Source organism: Streptococcus toyakuensis, from assembly GCF_024346585.1.
GTDB lineage: Bacteria > Bacillota > Bacilli > Lactobacillales > Streptococcaceae > Streptococcus > Streptococcus toyakuensis.
In genome coordinates, this window is sequence record NZ_AP024523.1 from 652,660 (window position 1) to 678,426 (window position 25,767).

Below are 25,767 nucleotides of genomic sequence, written 5' to 3' on the forward strand. Positions count from 1 at the left end.
AGAAATCATGACTTTATTACAATTACAAGATGTTACCTACCGTTATAAGAACACTGCTGAAGCAGTCCTATATCAGATCAATTATAATTTTGAACCTGGGAAATTTTACAGTATTATTGGGGAGTCAGGAGCAGGAAAATCCACTCTCTTATCCCTACTAGCTGGTTTAGATAGTCCTGTTGAAGGTTCGATCCTTTTCCAAGGAGAGGACATTCGAAAGAAAGGCTATTCTTATCATCGCATGCATCATATTTCCCTGGTCTTTCAAAATTATAATTTGATAGATTATCTTTCTCCACTGGAAAATATCCGCTTGGTCAACAAAAAGGCAAGCAAGGATACACTTCTTGAGCTTGGTTTGGATGAAAGTCAGATCAAGCGGAATGTTCTCCAGTTATCAGGCGGTCAACAACAACGTGTTGCCATTGCTCGTAGTTTAGTATCAGAAGCGCCAGTAATTCTAGCTGATGAGCCAACAGGAAATCTGGATCCTAAAACTGCTGGAGATATTGTCGAACTGCTCAAATCACTTGCCCAGAAAACAGGTAAATGTGTCATTGTCGTAACCCACAGTAAAGAAGTGGCACAAGCGTCAGATATTACACTTGAGTTGAAAGATAAGAAACTTACTGAAACTCGCAATACTACGAAATAATACGAGCTTTTTCTGTTAGAACTATAAAATAGAACAACATCTAGAAAGGGAACCTATGTTACACAACGCATTTGCCTATGTTACAAGGAAGTTTTTCAAATCGATTGTTATCTTCCTGATTATTCTCCTCATGGCGAGCTTGAGTTTGGTCGGCTTGTCGATCAAGGGAGCTACTGCCAAGGCTTCTCAGGAGACCTTTAAAAATATCACCAACAGTTTCTCCATGCAAATCAATCGTCGCGTCAATCAAGGAACACCACGTGGTGCTGGGAATATTAAGGGTGAGGACATCAAAAAAATCACCGAAAATAAGGCCATCGAGTCTTATGTTAAACGTATCAATGCTATCGGAGATTTGACTGGATATGAACTCATCGAAACGCCAGAAACCAAGAAGAATCTAACACCTGATCGTGCTAAACATTTTGGAAGTAGCTTGATGATTACAGGTGTCAATGATTCCTCTAAAGAAGATAAGTTTGTCTCTGGTTCTTATAAGCTGGTCGAAGGTGAGCACCTAACCAACGATGACAAAGACAAGATCCTCATGCACAAGGACTTGGCAGCTAAACACGGCTGGAAAGTCGGAGATAAGGTCAAACTAGACTCTAATATCTATGATGCAGACAATGAAAAAGGTGCCAAGGAAACAGTTGAAGTGACAATCAAGGGACTCTTTGATGGTCACAATAAGTCGGCAGTGACTTACTCACAAGAACTCTATGAAAATACAGCTATTACAGACATTCACACTGCTGCAAAACTTTATGGATACACAGAAGACACAGCTATTTATGGGGACGCAACCTTCTTTGTAACAGCGGACAAGAACTTGGATGATGTTATGAAAGAGTTGAATGGTATCAGCGGTATCAACTGGAAGAGCTATACACTGGTGAAGAGCTCCTCAAACTACCCAGCTCTTGAGCAATCCATCTCTGGTATGTACAAGATGGCCAACCTCCTCTTCTGGGGTAGCTTGAGCTTTTCAGTCCTTCTCCTTGCCCTCTTGCTCAGCCTTTGGATCAATGCCCGTCGCAAGGAAGTGGGAATTCTCCTCTCTATCGGTCTCAAGCAGGCAAGTATCTTGGGGCAATTCATCACTGAATCCATCTTGATTGCCATTCCTGCTCTTGTTTCTGCTTACTTCTTAGCTAATTACACTGCCCGTGCAATTGGAAACACTGTCCTTGCCAATGTGACTTCAGGTGTTGCCAAACAGGCTAGCAAGGCGGCTCAAGCCTCTAACCTTGGTGGTGGTGCAGAAGTAGATGGCTTTAACAAGACCTTGTCAAGCCTAGATATTTCCATTCAGACATCAGACTTTATCATCGTCTTTGTCCTTGCTTTAGTTCTAGTGGTTCTCGTTATGGCGCTTGCTTCAAGCAATCTCCTTAGAAAACAACCAAAAGAACTCTTACTTGATGGTGAATAAGTCTGAAAAAATTATTCTGGAATAAAAACTACATCTTGTTTTTCTATTCCAGAATGGTGGATAGAGAATGGATATTTAACAATACAAAATAGAGCCGAAAGCAGTGGTGAAAATCATTGCTTTCAATCGCTTTCTTTGTACTTTAGTGTTTAAATATGATATACTAAAGCTATGGAATTTATTAGAAAGGAATTTCACAACTTATATATGGAATTGTGCATAAAAATCTATAGAAATCTTATCTTGAAAATAGATAGATAAATCTGTAGAAGCCTATCCATATCGCAAACATAGGCTAGTAGACCTAGGCAGGGTCTACTTTGGAAAATATAGAATAGTGAGGAAAAATAAACATTATGAGACAAACAAATGTTAGAGGAAGCTTGTCCCTCCGTGGTTTTAGAAAATTGAGAACTGGTGCAATTGTTGCGACAGGTGTGATTCTACTGGGTCTGGGCTTTTTAGCTCCAACTGTGTCAGCCAGTGAACAAGATGGCGTCTGGGTAGCCAGAACAGTTGAGGAAGTGAAAGCTGACCTTCAAAAAGAAGGTGATTTATTTAAGTATGTCATTAAGTGGGGAGATACATTAAGTGTTATCAGCGAAGCAAGCAATATCCCTGTAGATGTACTCCAAGAAATGAATCAAGCTTCAGGCAAGAATTTATTCTTACCGCACAATGAATTGTACTTTACTGAAGCTGAAACGGTTTCAGATACAGTCACAAAACACAAGATTGTCATCAAAGAAAGCGGTGCAAGTGGCGAAGTTCGTACTTATGAAGTCTTGCTCAAGAAAGACCAAGAAACAAAAGCTGTTACCTTTGAATTAACAGATGTCACTGAGAAAGTTGAAAAAATGACTGTGAACTATAGCCCAGTCTATCAGCCTGTATCAGCACCAGTAGCGCCGAAAGCGGAAGAGCCAGTGACACCAGCAGAAGCAGGAACTTCAGAAGCAGGAACAACAGCAGAAGCAGGAACTTCAGAAGCAGGAACAACAGCAGAAGCAGGAACAACAGCAGAAGCAGGAACTTCAGAAGCAGGAACAACAGCAGAAGCAGGAACAACAGCAGAAGCAGAAACTTCAGAAGCAGGAACAACAGCAGAAGCAGGAACTTCAGAAGCAGGAACAACAGCAGAAGCAGGAACTTCAGAAGCAGGAACAACAGCAGAAGCAGGAACTTCAGAAGTAGGAACAACAGCAGAAGCAGAAACTTCAGAAGCAGAAACTTCAGAAGCAGGAACTTCAGAAGCAGAAACTTCAGAAGCAGGAACAACAGCAGAAGCAGGAACTTCAGAAGCAGGAACAACAGCAGAAGCAGGAACTTCAGAAGCAGGAACTTCAGAAGCAGGAACTTCAGAAGTAGGAACAACAGCAGAAGCAGGAACTTCAGAAGTAGGAACAACAGCAGAAGCAGAAACTTCAGAAGCAGAAACTTCAGAAGCAGGAACTTCAGAAGCAGGAACAACAGCAGAAGCAGAAACTTCAGAAGCAGGAACAACAGCAGAAGCAGGAACAACAGCAGAAGCAGGAACAACAGCAGAAGCAGAAACTTCAGAAGCAGGAACAACAGCAGAAGCAGGAACAACAGCAGAAGCAGAAACTTCAGAAGCAGGAACAACAGCAGAAGCAGGAACAACAGCAGAAGCAGGAACAACAGCAGAAGCAGGAACAACAGCAGAAGCAGGAACTTCAGAAGCAGAAACTTCAGAAGCAGGAACAACAGCAGAAGCAGGAACAACAGCAGAAGCAGGAACTTCAGAAGCAGGAACAACAGCAGAAGCAGGAACTTCAGAAGCAGGAACAACAGCAGAAGCAGGAACTTCAGAAGCAGGAACAACAGCAGAAGCAGGAACTTCAGAAGTAGGAACAACAGCAGAAGCAGAAACTTCAGAAGCAGAAACTTCAGAAGCAGGAACTTCAGAAGCAGAAACTTCAGAAGCAGGAACAACAGCAGAAGCAGGAACTTCAGAAGCAGGAACAACAGCAGAAGCAGGAACTTCAGAAGCAGGAACTTCAGAAGCAGGAACTTCAGAAGTAGGAACAACAGCAGAAGCAGGAACTTCAGAAGTAGGAACAACAGCAGAAGCAGAAACTTCAGAAGCAGAAACTTCAGAAGCAGGAACTTCAGAAGCAGGAACAACAGCAGAAGCAGAAACTTCAGAAGCAGGAACAACAGCAGAAGCAGGAACAACAGCAGAAGCAGGAACAACAGCAGAAGCAGAAACTTCAGAAGCAGGAACAACAGCAGAAGCAGGAACAACAGCAGAAGCAGAAACTTCAGAAGCAGGAACAACAGCAGAAGCAGGAACAACAGCAGAAGCAGGAACAACAGCAGAAGCAGGAACAACAGCAGAAGCAGGAACTTCAGAAGCAGAAACTTCAGAAGCAGGAACAACAGCAGAAGCAGGAACAACAGCAGAAGCAGGAACTTCAGAAGCAGGAACAACAGCAGAAGCAGGAAATTTGGAAGCTTTAGATTCGCATAAAGAGAATAAACTTTCGGAAATTAAGGGTAGTTCCTTATCAGCTGAAGATAAGAAAGCTGCTATAGAAAAAGTAAATAAATTTACCGAAAAAGCAATAAAAGAGTTAGAGAAAGCAAGTAGTTCTGAAGAACAAGCGAAAGTTGTCGATAAATATGAAGAAGATTTAAGAACTATTGATGTACCAAATGTTGAATATCCAAAAACTGATTTTAACAGACCTGTTGAAAGTCATACTGGAGGTACAACTATAGATGCAAACAGTACAGTTCCTAATAGCGCACTAACTTCTAGCAATCCATCTTCTCAGCCATCTTCATCACAAACACAACCTGCGGCAACGTCAGACAGTTCTGCAACTAGTAACTCAGGTTTCCGAAGTGCAGGAACTTACCAACCTCGAGTAACTCGTCGTCGTAGAAGTATTGAGGAACCTCAAAACACAGTCTCTATTTATTATAATTTTGATGGTATGAAAGATATTCCAGGATTCTTCGGTGACCCTGGTGAAAAAAATGATATTGAGATTCCAAAAGATGCTTCTGGGGAAAAAGTCAAATCACTGATTAAAGAAAAAATAGATGCCAAAAAATCAGAATTAGCTAAAAGAGGATATCAATTTTCGGAAGATATATTCGTTGAGTATACTCATCAAGATGCAACTCATTATGACTACGTAGTCACTTTCACTAAGCAAGCTACAGGAACTACAGGTTTTAGAATTGCACCAAAAGTTCAAGTAAGAGCTAAAAAAGTTGTAAAAAGAGATTTGTCTAATAAAACTAAATACATAAATGTCTACTATAATTTAACATCTCTTAAAGATATAGCTGGAGCATTAGGAGAATTAGGTGGCGAAAATGTGCTTACTTTCTCTGGAGAGACATCTAAAGAGGAATTAAAACGAGTTGTTGAAGAAAAAACAAAAGCCCAAATCGAGAAACTTAAAAAACAAGGCTTTACAGTTACGTCAAAAACAGACTTAGATCAAATCATTGAAGGTGGAGATAGCTATGACTATGTTGTAGAATTCACAAAAGAAGCCAAAACGCAACCAGTAGGAACTACAGGCTTTAGAAAAGCTCCATTAGTTCAAAGAAGGGCTAAGAGATCAACAGAAGCAAAAGAAACTGTGAATGTTAACATTTACTTCAACCTAAAAACTCTCCCAGGTATAGCTGGTGCATTGGATGTAGATGGAGAGACTACTATCAAACTTCCAAAAAATGCTAGTGAAGAAGAAGTAAAAGAAGCAATCAAAGCTAAAATTGCTAAGGTGGAAAATCGTGGATATAAAGTAAATGATTTCTACTTTGGGGCGAAAACAGAAAAAGGCTATGATTATGTTGTAGAGTTTACAAAATAAGCTAAGACACAATCAGTAAGGACTACAGCCTTAAAAAAAGTCCTACTAGTTCAAAAACCAAATAACTTTCATTCCACAGGGAGTGAAATGCAAGCAGAGAGAGCGATAGGCTCTCTTTGTTTTATCTAGTGGTCAGTTGCTTACAGACAAAAGGCCAGTAAGAGGCTATAATAAAAGTAGAGTAGGTAGTTATTCTAAGAAAAATAAAAAATAGAGAGCAGTTAAAGTATGAAAATTTTAATTGTAGAAGATGAAGAGATGATCCGTGAGGGGGTCAGTGATTATTTGACGGATTGTGGTTATGAAACCATTGAGGCAGCGGACGGTCAGGAAGCTCTCGAGCAATTTTCTAGCTATGAGGTAGCCTTGGTTTTACTGGATATCCAGATGCCCAAGCTCAACGGCCTAGAAGTCCTAGCTGAGATTCGTAAAACCAGCCAAGTCCCTGTCTTGATGTTAACAGCCTTTCAGGATGAGGAATACAAGATGAGTGCCTTTGCTTCGCTAGCAGATGGCTATCTGGAAAAGCCCTTCTCCCTCTCCCTCTTAAAAGTGAGGGTAGATGCGATTTTCAAGCGCTACTATGATACGGGGCGAATCTTCTCCTATAAGGATACCAAAGTGGATTTTGAAAGCTACAGTGCAAGCCTAGCAGGTGAGGAAGTAGCCATCAATGCTAAAGAGTTGGAAATTCTTGATTATTTGGTGAAAAATGAAGGACGGGCCTTGACTCGATCTCAGATAATCGATGCGGTCTGGAAAGCGACAGATGAGGTTCCCTTTGACCGTGTCATTGATGTCTATATCAAGGAATTGCGGAAAAAGCTAGATTTGGACTGCATCCTCACTGTGCGCAATGTTGGTTATAAATTGGAGCGAAAATGAAACGAACAGGTTTATTTACAAAGATATTTATCTACACCTTCTCGATTTTTAGTGTTCTGGTTATTTGCCTTCATTTAGCCATTTATTTTCTCTTTCCCTCGACTTATCTGAGCCATCGTCAGGAAACCATTGGCCAGAAAGCGACAGCTATTGCCCAGTCCCTAGAAGGTAAGGATAGGCAGAGCATCGAGCAAGTATTAGACTTGTATTCCCAGACTAGTGATATCAAGGGGGCCGTTAAGGGCGAGATGACCGAGGACAAGTTGGAGGTTAAGGACAGTCTTCCTTTGGATACAGACCGCCAAACCACCTCCCTCTTTATTGAGGAGCGCGAGGTGAAAACACAAGACGGTGGAAGCATGACTCTCCAGTTTCTGGCCTCCATGGATTTGCAAAAGGAAGCAGAGCAGATTAGTCTTCAATTTCTGCCCTATACCCTTTTGGCATCCTTTCTGATTTCCCTCTTGGTGGCCTATATCTATGCTCGGACTATCGTTGCTCCGATTTTGGAAATCAAGCGGGTGACTCGTAGAATGATGGAACTGGATGCTCAAGTACGATTGCGCGTGGATTCTAGGGACGAGATTGGTGATCTCAAGGAACAAATCAACAGCCTCTACCAGCATCTCTTGACTGTCATTGCGGACTTGCATGACAAGAATGAAGCTATTCTCCAGCTGGAAAAGATGAAGGTCGAATTTCTACGAGGGGCTTCTCATGAACTGAAAACACCGCTGGCTAGTTTAAAAATCCTGATCGAAAACATGAAAGAAAATGTCGGTCGTTATAAGGATAGAGACCACTATCTGGGAGTAGCCTTAGGAATTGTGGATGAGCTCAATCACCACGTTCTCCAGATACTTTCTCTCTCTTCTGTGCAGGAATTACGAGATGATAGGAAAACAATAGATCTCCTCCAGATGACGCAGACTCTAGTCAAAGATTATGTCTTGCTAGCCAAGGAGAGAGAACTTCAGATTGACAATAGTTTGAACCACCAGCAGGCTTATCTAAATCCATCTGTGATGAAGTTAATCCTATCTAATCTCATCAGCAATGCTATCAAGCATTCTGTTCCAGGTGGCTTGGTTCGCATTGGCGAAAGAGAAGGGGAACTTTTTATCGAGAATAGCTGTAGTCCTGAAGAACAAGAAAGACTGGCTCAGTCTTTTTCTGACAATGCTAGTCGCAAGGCTAAGGGGTCGGGGATGGGGCTCTTTGTTGTTAAAAGTTTATTAGAACATGAAAAATTACCTTACCGGTTCGAAATGCAAGAGAACCGCTTAACCTTCTTCATAGCTTTTCCAAAAGTTGCCCAAGACTAGGCAGAGAAAGGGTTTACATAGATGAAGCTAGAAGAAATTCAATCGAAACTGCGGGAAAAACTAGATTTTTTTGTCAAAAAGTGATAAAATGAACAATGTAAATGGGATGACCCATAAAAATATACAGGAGGCCTGATAAAATGGCAATCGTTTCAGCAGAAAAATTTGTCCAAGCAGCTCGTGACAACGGTTATGCAGTTGGTGGATTTAACACAAACAACCTTGAGTGGACTCAAGCTATCTTGCGCGCAGCAGAAGCTAAAAAAGCTCCAGTTTTGATCCAAACTTCAATGGGTGCTGCTAAATACATGGGTGGTTACAAAGTTGCTCGCAACTTGATCGCTAACCTTGTTGAATCAATGGGTATCACTGTACCAGTAGCTATCCACCTTGACCACGGTCACTACGAAGATGCACTTGAGTGTATCCGAGTTGGTTATACTTCAGTTATGTTTGATGGTTCACACCTTCCAGTTGAAGAAAACCTTGACAAAGCTCGTAAAGTTGTAGAATTTGCTCATGCAAATGGTGTATCAGTAGAAGCTGAAGTTGGTACTATCGGTGGTGAAGAAGACGGAATCATCGGTGATGGTGAATTGGCTCCAATCGAAGACGCTAAAGCAATGGTTGAAACAGGTATCGACTTCTTGGCAGCTGGTATCGGTAACATCCACGGTCCTTACCCAGAAAACTGGAAAGGTCTTCACCTTGATCACTTGCAAAAATTGACTGAAGCTGTTCCAGGATTCCCAATCGTATTGCATGGTGGTTCAGGTATTCCTGATGAGCAAATCCAAGAAGCTATCAAACTTGGTGTTGCGAAAGTTAACGTTAACACAGAATGCCAAATCGCATTCGCTAACGCAACTCGTAAATTTGCTCGTGACTACGAAGCAAACGAAGCAGAATACGACAAGAAAAAACTCTTCGACCCACGTAAATTCTTGGCTGACGGTGTAAAAGCTATCCAAGCATCAGTTGAAGAACGTATCGACGTATTCGGTTCAGAAGGTAAAGCTTAATCTAGCTGAACAATACAGATAAAACCTGCCCATTGGGTGGGTTTTTTGGCGTTTTAAGGAAACAATAAAACCATAATTTTTGATTAAAAGTATTATTTTAAGAGAAAAATTTTCAATTCCATAAACTTTAGGCAAACGCTTGCATTCTGGTTTTTATTGGACTATAATAGGTTGGTATAAAACCTTCTGTAGTAATAAAATGTAGAAGGTGTAGAAAGTAAGGATTTAGAATGTTTGTAGTCAAAAACACAATGTTGCTATTCCTTGCGCTAGGGAGAGATTTATGGCAATGATAGAAGTGGAACATCTTCATAAAAATTTTGTGAAGACAGTAAAAGAACCGGGGTTAAAGGGGGCTTTGCGCTCCTTTATTCATCCTGAAAAGCAGACCTTTGAAGCGGTCAAGGATTTGACCTTTGAGGTTCCAAAAGGACAAATTTTAGGCTTTATTGGGGCCAATGGTGCTGGGAAGTCGACAACCATTAAAATGCTGACAGGAATTTTGAAACCGACATCTGGTTTTTGTCGGATTAACGGCAAAATTCCGCAAGACAATCGCCAAGATTATGTCAAGGATATTGGAGTTGTCTTTGGACAACGTACCCAGCTATGGTGGGATTTGGCTCTGCAAGAGACCTACACGGTGTTAAAAGAGATTTACGATGTGCCGGATTCGCTCTTCCACAAGCGCATGGATTTTTTAAATGAAGTCTTGGATTTGAAGGACTTTATCAAGGATCCCGTGCGGACTCTTTCACTAGGGCAGCGCATGCGGGCGGACATTGCAGCTTCCTTGCTTCACAATCCCAAGGTTCTCTTTTTAGATGAGCCGACCATTGGTTTGGATGTTTCGGTCAAGGATAACATTCGTCGGGCCATTACCCAAATCAATCAGGAAGAAGAAACAACCATTCTTTTGACGACTCACGATCTGAGTGATATTGAGCAGCTCTGTAATCGGATTTTCATGATTGACAAGGGGCAGGAGATTTTTGATGGAACGGTGAGTCAGCTCAAGGAGACCTTTGGCAAGATGAAGACTCTATCCTTTGAATTGGTGCCAGGGCAAAGTCATCTCGCTTCTCACTATGAAGGCTTGCCTGATATGATTATTGATAGACAGGGGAATAGCCTCAACATTGAATTCGATAGTTCTCGCTACCAATCAGCTGATATTATTAAGCAAACCCTGTCTGATTTTGAAATCCGCGATTTGAAGATGGTGGATACGGATATCGAGGACATTATCCGTCGCTTCTACCGAAAGGAGCTCTAAGATGGTCAAATTGTGGAGACGTTATAAACCCTTTATCAATGCAGGTGTTCAGGAATTGATCACCTATCGAGTCAACTTTATTCTTTATCGGATTGGGGATGTCATGGGGGCTTTTGTGGCCTTTTATCTCTGGAAGGCAGTCTTTGATTCCTCCCAGGAGTCTTTGATTCAGGGCTTTAGTATGGCAGATATCACCCTCTACATCATCATGAGTTTTGTGACAAATCTTCTGACTAGGTCAGATTCGTCCTTTATGATCGGGGAGGAGGTCAAGGATGGTTCCATTATCATGCGATTGTTGAGACCAGTGCATTTTGCGGCCTCTTACCTTTTCACCGAGCTTGGATCCAAGTGGTTGATTTTTATCAGCGTTGGCCTTCCATTTTTAAGTGTCATTGTTTTAATGAAAATCATATCTGGTCAAGGCATTGTAGAGGTGTTGGGTTTAACTGTCCTTTATCTCTTTAGCTTAACGCTAGCTTACCTAATCAACTTTTTCTTTAATATCTGCTTTGGATTTTCTGCCTTTGTGTTTAAAAATCTATGGGGTTCCAATCTACTTAAGACTTCCATAGTGGCTTTTATGTCTGGAAGTTTGATTCCCTTGGCTTTCTTTCCAAAGGTTGTTGCAGATATTCTGTCCTTCTTGCCTTTCTCATCTTTGATCTACACTCCGGTCATGATCATTGTTGGGAAATACGATGCTAATCAGATGCTTCAGGCACTCCTTTTGCAGTTCTTCTGGCTCTTAGTGATGGTGGGCTTGTCTCAGTTGATTTGGAAACGAGTCCAGTCATTCATTACCATTCAGGGAGGTTAGTATGAAAAAATATCAACGCATGCATCTGATTTTTATCAGACAGTACATCAAACAAATTATGGAATACAAGGTGGATTTTGTAGTTGGTGTTCTGGGAGTTTTTTTAACTCAAGGTTTAAATCTCTTGTTTCTCAATGTCATCTTTCAACACATACCATCCCTAGAAGGTTGGACTTTTCAAGAGATTGCTTTTATCTATGGATTTTCCTTGATTCCCAAGGGGCTGGACCATCTCTTTTTTGATAATCTCTGGGCTCTGGGACAGCGTTTGGTGAGAAAAGGGGAGTTTGACAAGTATCTGACTCGTCCTATCAATCCTCTCTTTCACATCCTAGTTGAGACCTTTCAGATTGATGCCTTGGGCGAACTTTTGGTTGGTGGAATTTTATTGGGAACAACCATGAGCAGCATTGCTTGGACTCTTCCAAAATTCCTGCTTTTCCTAGTTTGTATTCCTTTTGCGACCTTGATTTATACTTCTCTTAAAATCGCGACAGCTAGTATCGCTTTTTGGACCAAACAGTCAGGCGCCATGATTTACATCTTCTATATGTTCAATGATTTTGCCAAGTACCCGATTTCGATTTACAATTCTCTTCTTCGGTGGTTAATCAGTTTTATTGTACCTTTTGCCTTTACGGCCTACTATCCTGCCAGCTATTTCTTGCAGGACAAGGGTGTAATCTTTAACATCGGAGGTTTGATGTTGATTTCCCTCGCTTTCTTTGCTATTTCCTTGAAACTATGGGACAGGGGCTTGGATTCTTACGAAAGTGCTGGGTCCTAAGATGAAGAAACTCAAAGCCTTGTCTCAAGACAGGCTTTTTCTAATAGAGATGAAAATTCCTTGACATCTATTCTCAGAGTGCTATACTGTAAGTGTAATAGCCGATTTAGCTCAGTTGGTAGAGCAAGGCACTCGTAAAGCCTAGGTCACAGGTTCGATCCCTGCAATCGGCAAAGTGAAGAAGTCTCATCAGGCTTCTTTTTCTTTTTAAAGAAAATCAGACCACTTAGACTGATATAGAGACCAGATAGGCAAAAGAACTTGTTCTTGAGAAACTCCTCTGCTATAATGATTGTTGTAAGGGACGTGAGTATTCATACTCTTCGAAAATCTCTTCAAACAAAGTCAGCTTCACCTTGCCGTTTATATGTGACTGACTTCGTCAGTCTTATCTGCAACCTCAAAACAGTGTTTTGAGCAGCCTACGGCTAGTTTCCTAGTTTGCTTTTTGATTTTCATTGAGTATTAGTTGCTAGAGCAAGGCACTCGTAAAGCCTAGGTCACAGGTGAACATATGACTGAAGATTTGAAAAAATAGATATGTATAAATAACCGTTAAGCCTTATTCTTAGCGGTTATTTATATTGTTTAATAGCGCTGATATTTCATCAATGATGTTTGACTTTGTGATTTTGGTAGTGGTTCAATTTGATTGCTACTATTTTTGATGGTATGAATGTGCTTATAATGTATCCCCGTTAAGTACGAAACTTTTGCATCATTTATTAACATGCGTTAAAAATAAAATTAACCAGCCTTAATTTTTCTTGACTTAAATTTTTAAAATGATATACTATTTTTATGGAGAGCTAACAATTATATATAAATGTACTACCCTATTTCCTAGATAATACTTAGTAAAACTTTTTATAACAAAGGCTAGCAAAGTTAAAGTTTTCTATCTATTGGAAGTTAAATAAATATGTAAGGAATTAAAATGAAAAAAAGTACAGTATTGTCATTAACCACAGCTGCAGTTATTTTAGCAGCCTATGCCCCTAATGAGGTAGTCTTAGCAGACACATCTAGCTCTGAAGATGCTTTAACTATCTCTGATACAGAAAAAGTAGTAGTAGATAAGGAAGCAGAAAATAAAGAAAAACATGAAAATATTCATAATGATATAGAAACTTCCAAGGATACTGAAGAGAAGAAAACAACGGTTATTGAGGAAAAAGAAGTTGTTAGTAAAGAATCTGTGATAGATAACAAAACTAGCAATGAAGAAGCAACAATCAAAGAAGATTCCAATCAATCCAAAGAAGATAAAGCGGACTCGTCTGCAAGTAAAGACCCAGAAAGTCCCAAAAAAGAGGATAAACTTGTCTATATTGCTGAATTTAAAGATAAAGAATCTGGAGAAAAAGCAATCAAGGAATTATCCAATCTTAAGGATACAAACGTTTTATATACCTATAATACGATTTTTAATGGTGTTTCAATAGAAACAACTCCAGATAATCTGGATAAAATTAAACTAATAGAAGGTATTTCATCGGTTGAACGGTCACAAAAACTCCAACCCATGATGAATCATGCCCGAAAGGAAATTGGAGTTGAGGAGGCTATCGATTACCTAAAGGCCATTAATGCTCAATTTGGGAAAAACTTTGATGGTAGAGGTATGGTCATTTCAAATATCGATACCGGGACAGATTATAGGCATAAGGCCATGAGGATTGATGATGATGCTAAAGACTCAATGAGATTTAAAAAAGAAGACTTAAAAGGTACTGATAAAAATTTCTGGTTGAGTGATAAGATTCCTCATGCTTTCAATTATTATAATGGTGGTAAAATAACTGTAGAAAAAGCTGATGATGGAAGTGATTATTTTGATCCACATGGAATGCATATTGCAGGGATTCTTGCGGGAAATGATACTGAAAAAGACATCAAGAACTTTAATGGAATAGATGGAATTGCTCCTAATGCACAGATATTCTCTTATAAAATGTACTCTGACGCAGGATCTGGCTTCGCAGGAGATGAAACAATGTTTCATGCTATTGAAGATTCGATCAAACACAATGTCGATGTTGTTTCGGTATCATCTGGCTTTACAGGAACAGGTCTTGTAGGTGAGAAATATTGGCAAGCTATTAGAGCATTAAGAAAAGCAGGCATTCCAATGGTTGTAGCTACGGGTAACTATGCGACTTCTGCTTCAAGTTCTTCTTGGGATTTAGTGGCAAATAATCATCTGAAAATGACCGACACTGGAAATGTAACGCGAACAGCAGCACATGAAGATGCGATAGCGGTTGCATCTGCTAAAAATCAAACAGTTGAGTTTGATAAAGTTAAGATTGGAGGAAAAAGTTTTAAATACAGAAATATAGGAGCCTTTTTCGATAAGAATAAAATCACAACAAATGAAGATGGTTCAAAAGCTCCTGATAAATTGAAATTTGTATATATAGGCAAAGGCCAAGACCAAGATTTGATAGGTTTGGATCTTAAGGGCAAAATTGCAGTAATGGATAGAATTTATACAAAGGATTTAAAAAATGCTTTTAAAAAAGCTACGGATAAGGGCGCACGCGCCATTATGGTTGTAAATACTGTCAATTACTACAATAGAGATAATTGGACAGAGCTTCCAGCTATGGGATATGAAGCGGATGAAGGGACTAAAAGTCAAGTATTTTCAATTTCAGGAGATGATGGTGTAAAGTTATGGAACATGATTAATCCTGATAAAAAAACTGAGGTTAAAAGAAATAGTAAGGAAGATTTCAAAGATAAATTGGAGCAATACTATCCAATTGATATGGCAAGCTATAATTCTAATAAACCGAATGTAGGTGACGAAAAAGAGATTGACTTTAAGTTTGCACCTGACACAGACAAAGAATTGTATAAAGAAGATGTCATCGTTCCAGCAGGATCCACATCTTGGGGACCAAGAATAGATTTACTTTTAAAACCCGATGTTTCAGCACCTGGTAAAAACATTAAATCTACTCTCAATGTCATTAATGGGAAATCAACTTATGGCTATATGTCAGGAACTAGTATGGCAACTCCAATCGTAGCAGCTTCTACTGTTTTGATTAGACCGAAGTTAAAGGAAATGCTTGAAAGACCTGTATTGAAAAATCTTGAGGGAGATGACAAAATAGATCTTACAAGTCTTACAAAAATTGCTCTACAAAATACTGCGCGACCGATGATGGATGCAACGTCTTGGAAAGAAAAAAGCCAATACTTTGCATCACCTAGACAACAGGGAGCAGGGCTAATTAATGTTGCCAATGCTTTGAGAAATGAAGTTGTAGCGACTTTCAAAAACAAGGATTCTAAAGGTTTGGTAAACTCTTATGGTTCTATTTCTCTTAAAGAAATAAAAGGAGAAGAAAAATATTTTACAGTTAAGCTTCACAATACATCAGACAGACCTTTAACCTTTAAAGTTTCAGCATCAGCGATAACTACAGATTCTCTAACTGACAGATTAAAACTGGATGAAACATATAAAGATGAAAAATCTCCAGATGGGAAGCAAATTGTTCCAGAAATCCATCCAGAAAAAATCAAAGGAGCAAATATCACATTTGAGCATGATACTTTCACTATAGGCGCAAATTCTAGCTTTGATTTGAATGCGGTTATAAATGTTGGAGAGGCTAAAAACAAAAATAAATTTGTAGAATCATTTATTCATTTTGAGTCAGTGGAAGAAATGGAAGCTCTAAGCTCTAACGGGAAGAAAATAAACTTCCAACCTTCTTTGTCGATGCCTCTAATGGGATTTGCTGGGAATTGGAACCACGAACCAATCCTTGATAAATGGGCTTGGGAAGAAGGATCAAAATCAAAAACAATGGGAGGTTATGATGATGATGGTAAACCGAAAATTCCAGGAACCTTAAATAAGGGAATTGGTGGAGAACATGGTATAGATAAATTTAATCCAGCAGGAGTTATACAAAATAGAAAAGATAAAAATAGAACATCCCTAGATCAAAATCCAGAATTATTTGCTTTCAATAACGAAGGGCTAAATGCATCATCAAGTGGTTCTAATATTGCTAACATTTATCCTTTAGATTCAAATGGAAATCCTCAAAAGGCTCAACTTGAAAGAGGATTAACACCTTCTCCACTTGTATTAAGAAGTGCAGAAGAAGGATTAATTTCAATAGTAAATACAAATAAAGAGGGAGAAAATCAAAGAGACTTAAAAGTCATTTCGAGAGAACACTTTATTAGAGGAATTTTAAATTCTAAAAGCAATGATGCAAAGGGAATCAAATCCTCTAAACTAAAAGTTTGGGGTGACTTGAAGTGGGATGGACTCATCTATAATCCTAGAGGTAGAGAAGAAAATGCACCAGAAAGTAAGGATAATCAAGATCCTGCTACTAAGATAAGAGGTCAATTTGAACCGATTGCGGAAGGTCAATATTTCTATAAATTTAAATATAGATTAACCAAGGATTACCCATGGCAGGTTTCTTATATTCCTGTAAAAATTGATAACACAGCCCCTAAGATTGTTTCGGTTGATTTTTCAAATCCTGAAAAAATTAAGCTGATCACAAAGGATACTTATCACAAGGTAAAAGACCAATACAAGAATGAAACCCTATTTGCGAGAGATCAAAAAGAACATCCTGAAAAATTTGACGAGATTGCAAACGAAGTTTGGTATGCTGGCGCCGCTCTTGTTAATGAAGATGGAGAGGTTGAGAAAAATCTTGAAGTAACTTATGCAGGTGAGGGTCAAGGAAGAAACAGAAAACTTGGCAAAGACGGAAATACTATTTATGAAATTAATGGTGCAGGAGATTTAAGAGGAAAAATCATTGAAGTCATTGCATTAGATGGCTCTAGTAATTTCACAAAGATTCATAGAATTAAATTTGCTGATCATGCTGATGAAAAGGGGATGATTTCTTATTACCTAGTAGATCCTGACAAAGATGCTTCTAAATATGAAAAACTTGGTGAAATTTCTGAAGATAAACTCAAAAATGCAAAGAGCTCAGAGGAAAATACCAATAATAATCAAGCTAAGGATGAAGATTCAAAACCAGATGAAGAAAGTTCAGTTGAGGGAGAAGCTAGCCTTGAAATAAATAAAACTATTTCAACAATTAGAAACTTTGAAAATAAAGACCTAAAGAAACTCATTAAAAAGAAATATAGGGAAGAAGAGGACTTTGTAAATGGTGGTACAAGAACAGTAGAACTTGATTATCGATATGACGATAAAGGAAATATAGCTGCCTATGACGATGGTAGCGCCTTAGAATATGAAACTGAAAAACTTGACGAAATCAAATCAAAAATTTATGGTGTTCTAAGCCCGTCTAAAGATGGACACTTTGAAATTCTTGGAAAGATACGTAATGTGTCTAAAAATGCCAAGGTATATTATGGAAATACCTATAAATATATAGAAATCAAAGCGACCAAGTATGATTCCAATTCAAAAACGATGACATTTGATTTATACGCTAATATTAATGATATTGTGGATGGATTAGCTTTTGCAGGAGATATGAGATTCTTTGTTACAGATGATGGTCAGAGAAAAGCTGAAACGAAGATTAGAATGCCTGAAAAAAATAGGGAAACTAAGACAGAATATCCCTATGCATCAAGTTATGGGAATATAATAGAATTAGGGGAAGGAGATCTTTCAAAGAACAAACCAAATAATTTAACTGAAATGGAATCTGGTAAAATCTATTCTGATTCAGAAAAACAACAATATCTATTAAAGGATAATATCATTCTGAGAAAAGGCTATGCACTAAAAGTGACTACCTATAATCCTGGAAAAACGGATATGTTAGAAGGAAATGGAGTCTATAGCAAGGAAGATATAGCAAAAATACAAAATTCCAATCCTAATCTAAGAGCCCTTTCAGAAAAAATAATTTATGCTGACAGTAGAAATGTTGAAGATGGAAGAAGTACTCAAGCTGTATTAATGTCGGCTTTGGACGGCTTTAACATTGTAAGGTATCAAGTGTTTACATTTAAAATGAACGATAAAGGGGAGGCAATCGATAAAGACGGAAATCTTGTAACAGATCCGTCTAAACTTGTATTATTTGGTAAGGATGGTAAAGAGTACACTGGAGAGGATAAGTCCAATGTAGAAGCTATAAAAGAAGATGGCTCTACGTTATTTATTGATGCAAAACCAGTAAATCTTTCAATGGACAAGAACTACTTTAATCCATCTAAATTTAATAAAATTTATGTACGAAATCCAGAGTTTTATTTAAGAGGTAAGATTTCTGATAAGGGTGGTTTTAACTGGGAATTGAGAGTTAATGAATCTGTTGTAGATAATTATTTAATCTACGGAGATTTACACATTGATAACACTAGAGATTTTAACGTTAAGCTTAATGTTAAAGACGGTGACATCATGGACTGGGGGATGAAAGATTATAAAGCAAACGGATTTCCAGATAAGGTAACAGATATGGATGGAAATGTTTATCTTCAAACTGGCTATAGCGATTTGAATGCGAAAGCGGTTGGAGTACACTATCAATTTTTATATGATAATGTTAAACCAGAAGTAAACATTGATCCCAAGGGAAATACAAGTATCGAATATGCTGATGGAAAATCTGTAGTCTTTAACATCAATGATAAAAGAGATAATGGATTCAATGGTGAGATTCAAGACAAACATATTTATGTAAATGGAAAAGAATATAAATCATTTGATGATATTAAACAACTAACAGATAAGACACTAAATATTAAGATTCTTGTAAAAGATTTCGCAAGAAATACAACCGTAAAAGAATTCATTTTAAACAAAGATACGGGAGAGGTAAGAGAACTAAAACCTCATAGGGTAACTGTGACCATTCAAAATGGAAAAGAAATGAGTTCAACGATAGTGTCGGAAGAAGATTTCATTTTACCTGTCTATGAGGGTGAATTAGAAAAAGGCTATCAATTTGATGGTTGGGAAATTTCTGGTTTCGAAGGGAAAAAAGACGTTGGCTATGTTCTTAATCTATCAAAAGATACCCTTATAAAACCTGTATTCAAGAAAATAGAGGAGAAAAAGGAGGAGGAAAATAAACCTACTTTTGATGTATCCAAAAAGAAAGATAACCCACAGGCAAATTCTAGTCAATTAGATGAAAGTCACAGAAAAGAAGACTTACAAAGAGAAAATCATTCACACAAATTTGATTCAACCAAAGATGTCAAAACTACAGTTCCTGTACAAGTAAATTATAGTCAATTAGATGAAAGTCAAAGATCTGATTCAACTAAGGATGTTACAGCTACAGTTCCTGATGAAAATGATAAAAACTTTGAAAATAAGAAGGAAGTTTATCTTAATGAACCAGAGAACATAGCTAATAAACATACCAATATTGATAGTAAATCAATTACTAACAATGATAGGTTGCCAAAAACCGGAACAGTTAGAGAAGGTTTTACACCATTCATTGCTGGAATAATGTTTACCGTAGGTGCATTTCTTGGATTGAAGAAAAAAGATCAAGATTAAGACTAAAGCTATAGATGAAAAAATGGTTTGTGTACTGAGATAGTATGATGATGAAACAGTTTTGTAAAAATAGCTATTTATAACTTAATTATTTAGTTTACTTTACTATTGGTACTCTTTTTGGATTTATTAATGAACTTAGTTTTGATAACTAATGAATTGATTGAAAGGGTTAGTATTGACAATATTGATTAGCAAATAGAGTCTATCAAAATTTAAAGTCTAATAGAGGTGATGAGACAATTTCAAGGAATTAAGTAGCGTTTGGTTGCTTAATTCCTTTTTATTTGGAAGGAAGTTTTTCACCTATTTCCTTATTTTATGGCTATTATTGAACCACTTAGACCGAGATTGAGACCAGATAGGCAAAAGAACTTGTTCTTGAAACTGACCTCTGCTATAATGATTGGTGTAAGGGACGTGAGGTATCAATATCAGATAACTCAAGTTCCTAAAAACGAAATTGGAGATAAAGAAATGAAAAAATTATTAGGAATTGTATTTTTAATAGCAGCAGCGACAGTAGTGTATTTTGGTTCTGTTGGCTGGCCAAGTTTGGATGTCAACCTATGGTCCCTGATTCCGGTAGGATTGTTCCTCTTTTTCACACTAGAGAATCTTTTGAAAAAAGACTACAAGGCTAGTCTGATGTGTTTGATTATTGCCTTTATCATCGCAAATGCAATTTTGGACCTTTTGCCAATTTCAAGTAGCTTGGTAATTGGAGCAGGTGTACTGGCTTGTGTAGGTATTGGTTACCTCTTTCCTGATAAAGAAGGAAAATAAGAATTATTGAAAAAGATATAAAGAAAAACACTTCAATCACTGTAGTTTAGTTTGATTGAGGTGTTTTCGATTTATTTTTTTTATTTCTGGGCCATCAATTCAACAATCATCTCGATATACATGGCAAGGGTTAATAAGAATCCTGCACGCCAGAAGAATTTGATGAATTTAGGATAGTAAAAGCTACGTTTTTTCAAAAGGAAGAAAAAAACGAGAATAATGGCTAGGAGTGAGAGGGCTAGGCCCAGTCTAGGGAGGAAATTATGGGTAAAGGTTTTAGCTGTAATCAAGTAATACTCAAATACCAAGACTGGAAAAGCCAAATCCGCAAAGTTTCGTCCTAGTTTTTTTAATCTAAAAAGTTTGGTTATGATAATGCAGACTACGAGAGTCAGTATCAATAATAAAATAGATGCTAATTTCATTAAAATCATACCCATATTGTATCATAAAAAATCGCTAAAGGAAACGAGAAACAGAGGAATTTATAGGAAAGTCAGGCTTTTGAGATTGTGGGTGTTTTTTGTTATAATGAAAGTTATGAAATCTTATAATACTTTGAATGATTATTATCGAAAACTCTTTGGAGAAAAGACCTTTAAAGTCCCTATTGACGCGGGATTTGACTGTCCCAATCGTGATGGAACTGTGGCTCATGGAGGCTGTACTTTTTGTACGGTTTCAGGTTCTGGAGATGCTATCGTAGCACCGGATGCGCCTATCCGTGAGCAATTTTATAAGGAAATTGACTTTATGCACCGTAAGTGGCCGGATGTTCAGAAGTATCTGGTTTATTTTCAAAATTTTACCAACACCCATGAAAAGGTGGAAGTCATCCGAGAGCGCTATGAGCAGGCTATTAATGAGCCAGGTGTGGTAGGAATCAACATAGGAACGCGCCCTGACTGTTTACCAGACGAAACTATTGAATATTTGGCTGAGTTATCGGAGCGCATGCATGTGACGGTAGAGTTAGGCTTGCAGACCACTTATGAAACAACTTCTGATTTGATTAACCGTGCCCACTCTTATGAGTTGTACGTGGAGACGGTCCAGCGTTTGAGAAAGTATCCCAAGATTGAGATTGTTTCCCACTTGATTAACGGACTTCCTGGTGAAACCCATGAGATGATGATTGAAAATGTCCGCCGCTGTGTCACGGACAACGATATTCAAGGAATTAAGCTGCACTTGCTTCATCTGATGACTAATACGCGTATGCAACGAGATTACCACGAGGGACGTTTACAATTGATGAGCCAGGACGAATATGTCAAGGTCATCTGTGACCAACTGGAAATCATTCCCAAGCATATTGTCATCCATCGAATCACAGGAGATGCACCTAGAGATATGCTGATTGGGCCTATGTGGAGCCTCAATAAATGGGAAGTTCTCAACAGCATTGAGATGGAGATGCGACGTCGTGGAAGCGTTCAAGGATGCAAGGCTGTAAAACAGGAGTTTTGATATGAAAAGACCACTCGAGATGGCACATGAGTTTTTGGCTGAGGTAGTGACAAAAGAGGATATCGTAGTGGATGCGACCATGGGAAATGGTCATGACACTCTTTTTCTAGCCAAGCTAGCCAAGAAAGTCTATGCCTTTGATATTCAGGAGCAAGCCTTGGAAAAGACTCAGGAGCGTTTGGACCATGCTGGAATGACAAATGCCCAGTTAATCTTGCAAGGTCATGAGACACTGGACCAGTTTGTGACAGAAGCAAAAGCAGGGATTTTTAATCTGGGCTATTTGCCATCAGCTGATAAGTCTGTCATCACCCAACCTCAGACAACGATTGAAGCATTAGAAAAGCTGTGTCATTTGCTTGTCAAAGGTGGACGGATTGCTATCATGATCTACTATGGTCATGAAGGAGGCGACCTCGAGAGGGATGCTGTCTTGGATTTTGTCAGCCAGTTGAACCAACAAGAGTACACAGCTGCTATTTACCGAACTTTAAACCAAGTTAACAACCCACCATTTTTAGTAATTATTGAAAAATTAGAGAGATATAGACATGGATAAACAATACCTACGTGAAAAGCTGGATGCCATGCGCCAGAATTTTGTTGAATCAACCCACCACGAACGAGCAGTAGGTGTGTTAGACCAAGCGCATATGAGCAAAAAAATGCTTAAAATCAAGAAAAAATTAGTTGCTCTTGAAATGGAACGGTGCCAGAGAAAAATTGAGCACAAGGATTGTTCCAAGATTGACCAAAAAATCAGAGAGCAGAAGGAGATATTTGAATTCTGTTGTAAAAAAGATTAAGGAGGTCGTGCGTGGAATTACTGATTTACCTCATCCTATTTTTACTGGTCTTGATTGTCTCGAGTACAACCAATAAGCTCCTGCCCTTTTTGCCTCTCCCTTTGGTGCAGATTCTTTTGGGAATCGTGATTGGTCTTTTTTTACCCAATACCGACTTTCACCTCAATACGGAGTTGTTTTTGGCACTGGTTATTGGGCCCTTGCTTTTTCGAGAGTCGGAAGAAGCGGACATTACAGCTATTTTAAAACACTGGCGAATCATTATTTATCTCATATTTCCAGTGATTTTTATCTCGACCCTGAGTTTGGGTGGCTTGGCCCATCTTCTTTGGCTCAGTCTTCCCTTGGCAGCTTGCTTGGCTGTTGGGGCAGCCCTTGGGCCTACGGATTTGGTAGCTTTTGCCTCTCTTTCGGAGAGGTTTAGCTTTCCAAAGCGCGTGTCCAATATTCTTAAGGGCGAAGGACTCTTGAATGATGCTTCTGGTTTGGTGGCTTTTCAGGTAGCTTTGACAGCTTGGACAACTGGAGCTTTTTCCCTTGGGCAAGCAAGTAGTTCGCTCATCTTTTCAATTCTAGGCGGTTTTTTGATTGGCTTTTTAACAGCCATGACTAATCGCTTTCTCCATACTTTCTTGCTAAGTGTGCGCGCAACGGATATTGCCAGCGAACTTTTATTAGAATTGAGTTTGCCTCTGGTGACCTTCTTTCTAGCAGAAGAGGTACACGTTTCAGGGATTATCGCCGTTGTGGTTGCTGGGATTTTAAAGGCAAGCCGTTTTAAGAAAATTACGCTCCTCGAAGCCCAAGTGGATACGGTGACCGAGACGGTCTGGCACACAGTGAACTTTATGCTCAACGGTTCTGTCTTTGTGATTTTAGGGATGGAGCTGGAAATGATAGCAGAGCCTATCTTGACCAATCCAATCTATAATCCCTTACTGTTATTGGGATCTCTTGTTGCCCTTACCTTTGTCCTCTTTGCCATTCGTTTTGTCATGATTTATGGCTATTATGCCTATAGGACCCGACGTCTCAAGAAAAAGCTAAATAAGTATATGAAGGATATGCTTCTCTTGACCTTCTCAGGTGTTAAGGGAACGGTGTCGATTGCTACGATCCTTCTGATACCAAGTAATCTAGAGCAGGAGTATCCTCTCTTACTTTTCCTTGTTGCAGGTGTGACGCTTGTAAGCTTTTTAACAGGTCTCGTGGTCTTGCCTCATTTTTCTGATGAACAGGAAGAAAGCAAGGATTATCTCATGCATATCGCCATTTTGAATGAGGTTACTTCGGAGTTAGAAAAAGAACTTGAAACTCATAAGAATAAGCTTCCTCTCTATGCGGCTATTGACAATTATCATGGACGTATTGAAAATCTTATCCTGAGTCAAGAAAATAAGGGGGCTCAAGAAGACTGGGCTGCTTTGAAACTCTTGATTCTTAGTATTGAAAGTGATGGATTGGAACAGGCCTATGAAGAGGGGAACATTAGCAATCGTGCTTACCGAGTTTACCAACGTTATCTGAAAAATATAGAACGAGGCATCAATCGTAAATTTGCATCACGATTGACCTATTATTTCCTTGTTTCTTTGCGAATTTTACGTTTTCTCCTTCATGAAGTTTTTACTCTCGGAAAGACCTTCCGTAGCTGGAAGGACAAGGAGCAAAGCCGTCTCCGTGCTCTTGATTATGACCAAATTGCAGAGCTCTATCTTGCCAATACAGAGATGATTATTGAAAGTTTGGAAAACCTGAAGGGAGTCTATAGACGCTCTTTGATTAGTTTTATGCAGGAGTCTCGTCTTCGTGAAACAGCTATTATCAGCAGTGGTGCCTTTGTCGAACGGGTTATTAATCGTGTCAAACCCAACAATATTGATGAAATGCTGAGAGGATATTATCTGGAGCGTAAGTTGATTTTCGAATACGAAGAAAAACGATTGATTACGACCAAGTATGCCAAGAAGTTACGACAAAATGTCAATAACTTAGAGAACTATTCTCTGAAGGAAGCTGCCAATACCCTGCCTTATGATATGGTGGAATTGGTAAGAAGAAATTAGTTAATACTCTTCGAAAATCTCTTCAAACCACGTCAGCGTCGCCTTGGATTATATATGTGACTGACTTCGTCAGTTTCATCTACAACCTCAAAGCAGTGCTTTGAGCAACCTACGGCTAGTTTCCTAGTTTGCTCTTTGATTTTCATTGAGTATAAGATTATAAGTGAAGGAGTGTGACATGAAAAAGTGGTGGAAAGAGCTGATAGATAAGCCTCTATTAAAAGCCTTTTTGTATTATTATCAAGCATCAGATAGTGAGTTGACCAGTGTCGCGGTAGCCTACTATTGGTTGATTTCGATTTTTCCCCTGCTTTTGGTGGTGGTCAATATCCTCCCCTATTTTCAGATTCCTGTGGGAGAATTTCTGGGCTTTATGAAAGACGTCCTGCCCCCAAGCCTCTATGAAGGTGTGGAAAAAATAGCTAGAGAAGTCTTGACGCAACCTTCAACAGGTTTGTTGAGTTTTTCTGTCTTGTCGGCGCTATGGAGTTTTTCAAAATCTATGAATTTCTTGCAAAAAGCTTTTAACAAGGCTTATGGCGTCGAAAAGAGTCGTGGACTTATTTCCCATCAGATGGTGAGTCTCCTGGTCAGTTTTGGTTTGCAGCTCCTCTTTGCGTTTGTCTTGTTTTTGAGCTTATTTGGGCAGATGATTTTGGATTTACTTGCTCATTATTGGACAAAAGATGGCATTATCTATCAGGCTTTACAAGGTTTGGCAGGTCCTCTGACTTACGCCCTCCTCTTTGCTATCTTGGTCATGCTTTATTATTTTCTTCCCAATCTATCTAACAGGAAAATTAGCTATACCCTACCAGGTAGTGCCTTTGTTCTCTTAGTGATTTTAGTTCTACTAACTCTGTTTTCTAGTTATCTCAATTACTATGTCCATCATTTAGTGGATGTCCGAATTTTAGGTTCCGTTCTTCTTGTTGTTATGATGTTTTGGTTTATCTTGATTGCTAAAATTGTTATCCTAGGCGCGGTGATCAATGCCAGTGTTCAGAGTTTGAAAGATCCGAGCTTTAATAAAGATTAACTATTTATCTATTACAAAAGCGCATACTATCAAGGTT

Annotated in this window: 17 protein-coding genes and 1 tRNA gene; 17 read left to right on the forward strand and 1 reads right to left on the reverse strand. The window is 38.7% G+C overall.

Going from position 1 to position 25,767, the window contains the following annotated elements:
* Positions 1-7 precede the first annotated feature (7 nt).
* The 12 genes from vex2 (at position 8) to STYK_RS03530 (ending at position 20,349) form a co-directional block, all read left to right on the forward strand.
* Complete coding sequence (vex2, locus tag STYK_RS03475; RefSeq protein ID WP_000173751.1) at positions 8-655, forward strand: ABC transporter ATP-binding subunit Vex2; 648 nt, start codon at positions 8-10, stop codon at positions 653-655.
* Positions 656-710: 55 nt separating this feature from the next.
* Complete coding sequence (gene vex3 / locus STYK_RS03480; RefSeq protein WP_050390140.1) at positions 711-2,090, forward strand: ABC transporter permease subunit Vex3; 1,380 nt, start codon at positions 711-713, stop codon at positions 2,088-2,090.
* A 356-nt stretch (positions 2,091-2,446) separates the two neighbouring features.
* On the forward strand, positions 2,447-5,944 hold the full coding sequence (locus tag STYK_RS03485; RefSeq protein WP_261805247.1) for a hypothetical protein: 3,498 nt from the start codon (positions 2,447-2,449) through the stop codon (positions 5,942-5,944).
* Between the two features lie 228 nt (positions 5,945-6,172).
* On the forward strand, positions 6,173-6,829 hold the full coding sequence (gene vncR, locus STYK_RS03490) for a response regulator transcription factor VncR (protein WP_261805248.1): 657 nt from the start codon (positions 6,173-6,175) through the stop codon (positions 6,827-6,829).
* The gene (gene vncS / locus STYK_RS03495) at positions 6,826-8,154 is read left to right on the forward strand and encodes a sensor histidine kinase VncS (RefSeq protein ID WP_261805249.1); all 1,329 of its coding nucleotides are present in this window, start codon (positions 6,826-6,828) and stop codon (positions 8,152-8,154) included. Before vncR ends, vncS begins: the two co-directional genes overlap by 4 nt.
* Positions 8,155-8,294: 140 nt before the next feature.
* Positions 8,295-9,176 (forward strand): class II fructose-bisphosphate aldolase, encoded by an 882-nt coding sequence (locus STYK_RS03500; protein WP_004255734.1) that lies wholly within the window; start codon positions 8,295-8,297, stop codon positions 9,174-9,176.
* A gap of 283 nt (positions 9,177-9,459) precedes the next feature.
* Positions 9,460-10,452, forward strand: a complete 993-nt coding sequence (locus STYK_RS03505) for an ABC transporter ATP-binding protein (protein ID WP_261805250.1) — start codon at positions 9,460-9,462, stop codon at positions 10,450-10,452.
* 1 nt (position 10,453) lies between these two features.
* Positions 10,454-11,272 (forward strand): ABC transporter permease, encoded by an 819-nt coding sequence (locus tag STYK_RS03510; RefSeq protein ID WP_173283037.1) that lies wholly within the window; start codon positions 10,454-10,456, stop codon positions 11,270-11,272.
* Position 11,273: 1 nt separating this feature from the next.
* Complete coding sequence (locus STYK_RS03515) at positions 11,274-12,059, forward strand: ABC transporter permease (RefSeq protein ID WP_173235024.1); 786 nt, start codon at positions 11,274-11,276, stop codon at positions 12,057-12,059.
* A 100-nt stretch (positions 12,060-12,159) separates the two neighbouring features.
* A tRNA-Thr gene (locus STYK_RS03520) sits at positions 12,160-12,232 on the forward strand.
* Positions 12,233-12,996: 764 nt separating this feature from the next.
* The gene (locus tag STYK_RS03525) at positions 12,997-19,563 is read left to right on the forward strand and encodes a S8 family serine peptidase (protein WP_261805251.1); all 6,567 of its coding nucleotides are present in this window, start codon (positions 12,997-12,999) and stop codon (positions 19,561-19,563) included.
* A 477-nt stretch (positions 19,564-20,040) separates the two neighbouring features.
* Positions 20,041-20,349 carry a hypothetical protein gene (locus STYK_RS03530; RefSeq protein WP_261805252.1) on the forward strand — a complete coding sequence of 103 codons (309 nt, stop codon included), beginning with the start codon at positions 20,041-20,043 and terminating at the stop codon, positions 20,347-20,349.
* 80 nt (positions 20,350-20,429) lie between these two features.
* Here the strand turns inward: STYK_RS03530 and STYK_RS03535 are convergent, their stop codons facing one another.
* Positions 20,430-20,789, reverse strand: a complete 360-nt coding sequence (locus STYK_RS03535; protein WP_084954360.1) for a DUF3397 family protein — start codon at positions 20,787-20,789, stop codon at positions 20,430-20,432.
* A gap of 91 nt (positions 20,790-20,880) precedes the next feature.
* Here STYK_RS03535 and mnmL point away from each other — a divergent pair, with 91 nt between their 5' ends.
* The 5 genes from mnmL to STYK_RS03560 all read left to right on the forward strand — a co-directional run bounded on the left by mnmL (position 20,881) and on the right by STYK_RS03560 (position 25,730).
* Entirely contained in the window at positions 20,881-21,819 is a 939-nt protein-coding gene (mnmL, locus tag STYK_RS03540; protein ID WP_261805253.1) for a tRNA modification radical SAM protein MnmL/YtqA, read from the forward strand.
* Position 21,820: 1 nt separating this feature from the next.
* The gene (mnmM, locus tag STYK_RS03545) at positions 21,821-22,378 is read left to right on the forward strand and encodes a tRNA 5-(aminomethyl)-2-thiouridylate-methyltransferase MnmM (RefSeq protein ID WP_261121319.1); all 558 of its coding nucleotides are present in this window, start codon (positions 21,821-21,823) and stop codon (positions 22,376-22,378) included.
* The gene (locus STYK_RS03550) at positions 22,371-22,625 is read left to right on the forward strand and encodes a hypothetical protein (RefSeq protein WP_143952349.1); all 255 of its coding nucleotides are present in this window, start codon (positions 22,371-22,373) and stop codon (positions 22,623-22,625) included. Before mnmM ends, STYK_RS03550 begins: the two co-directional genes overlap by 8 nt.
* Positions 22,626-22,636: 11 nt before the next feature.
* Complete coding sequence (locus STYK_RS03555) at positions 22,637-24,691, forward strand: cation:proton antiporter (protein ID WP_261805254.1); 2,055 nt, start codon at positions 22,637-22,639, stop codon at positions 24,689-24,691.
* A gap of 178 nt (positions 24,692-24,869) precedes the next feature.
* The gene (locus STYK_RS03560; protein WP_173226515.1) at positions 24,870-25,730 is read left to right on the forward strand and encodes a YihY/virulence factor BrkB family protein; all 861 of its coding nucleotides are present in this window, start codon (positions 24,870-24,872) and stop codon (positions 25,728-25,730) included.
* Positions 25,731-25,767 lie beyond the last annotated feature (37 nt).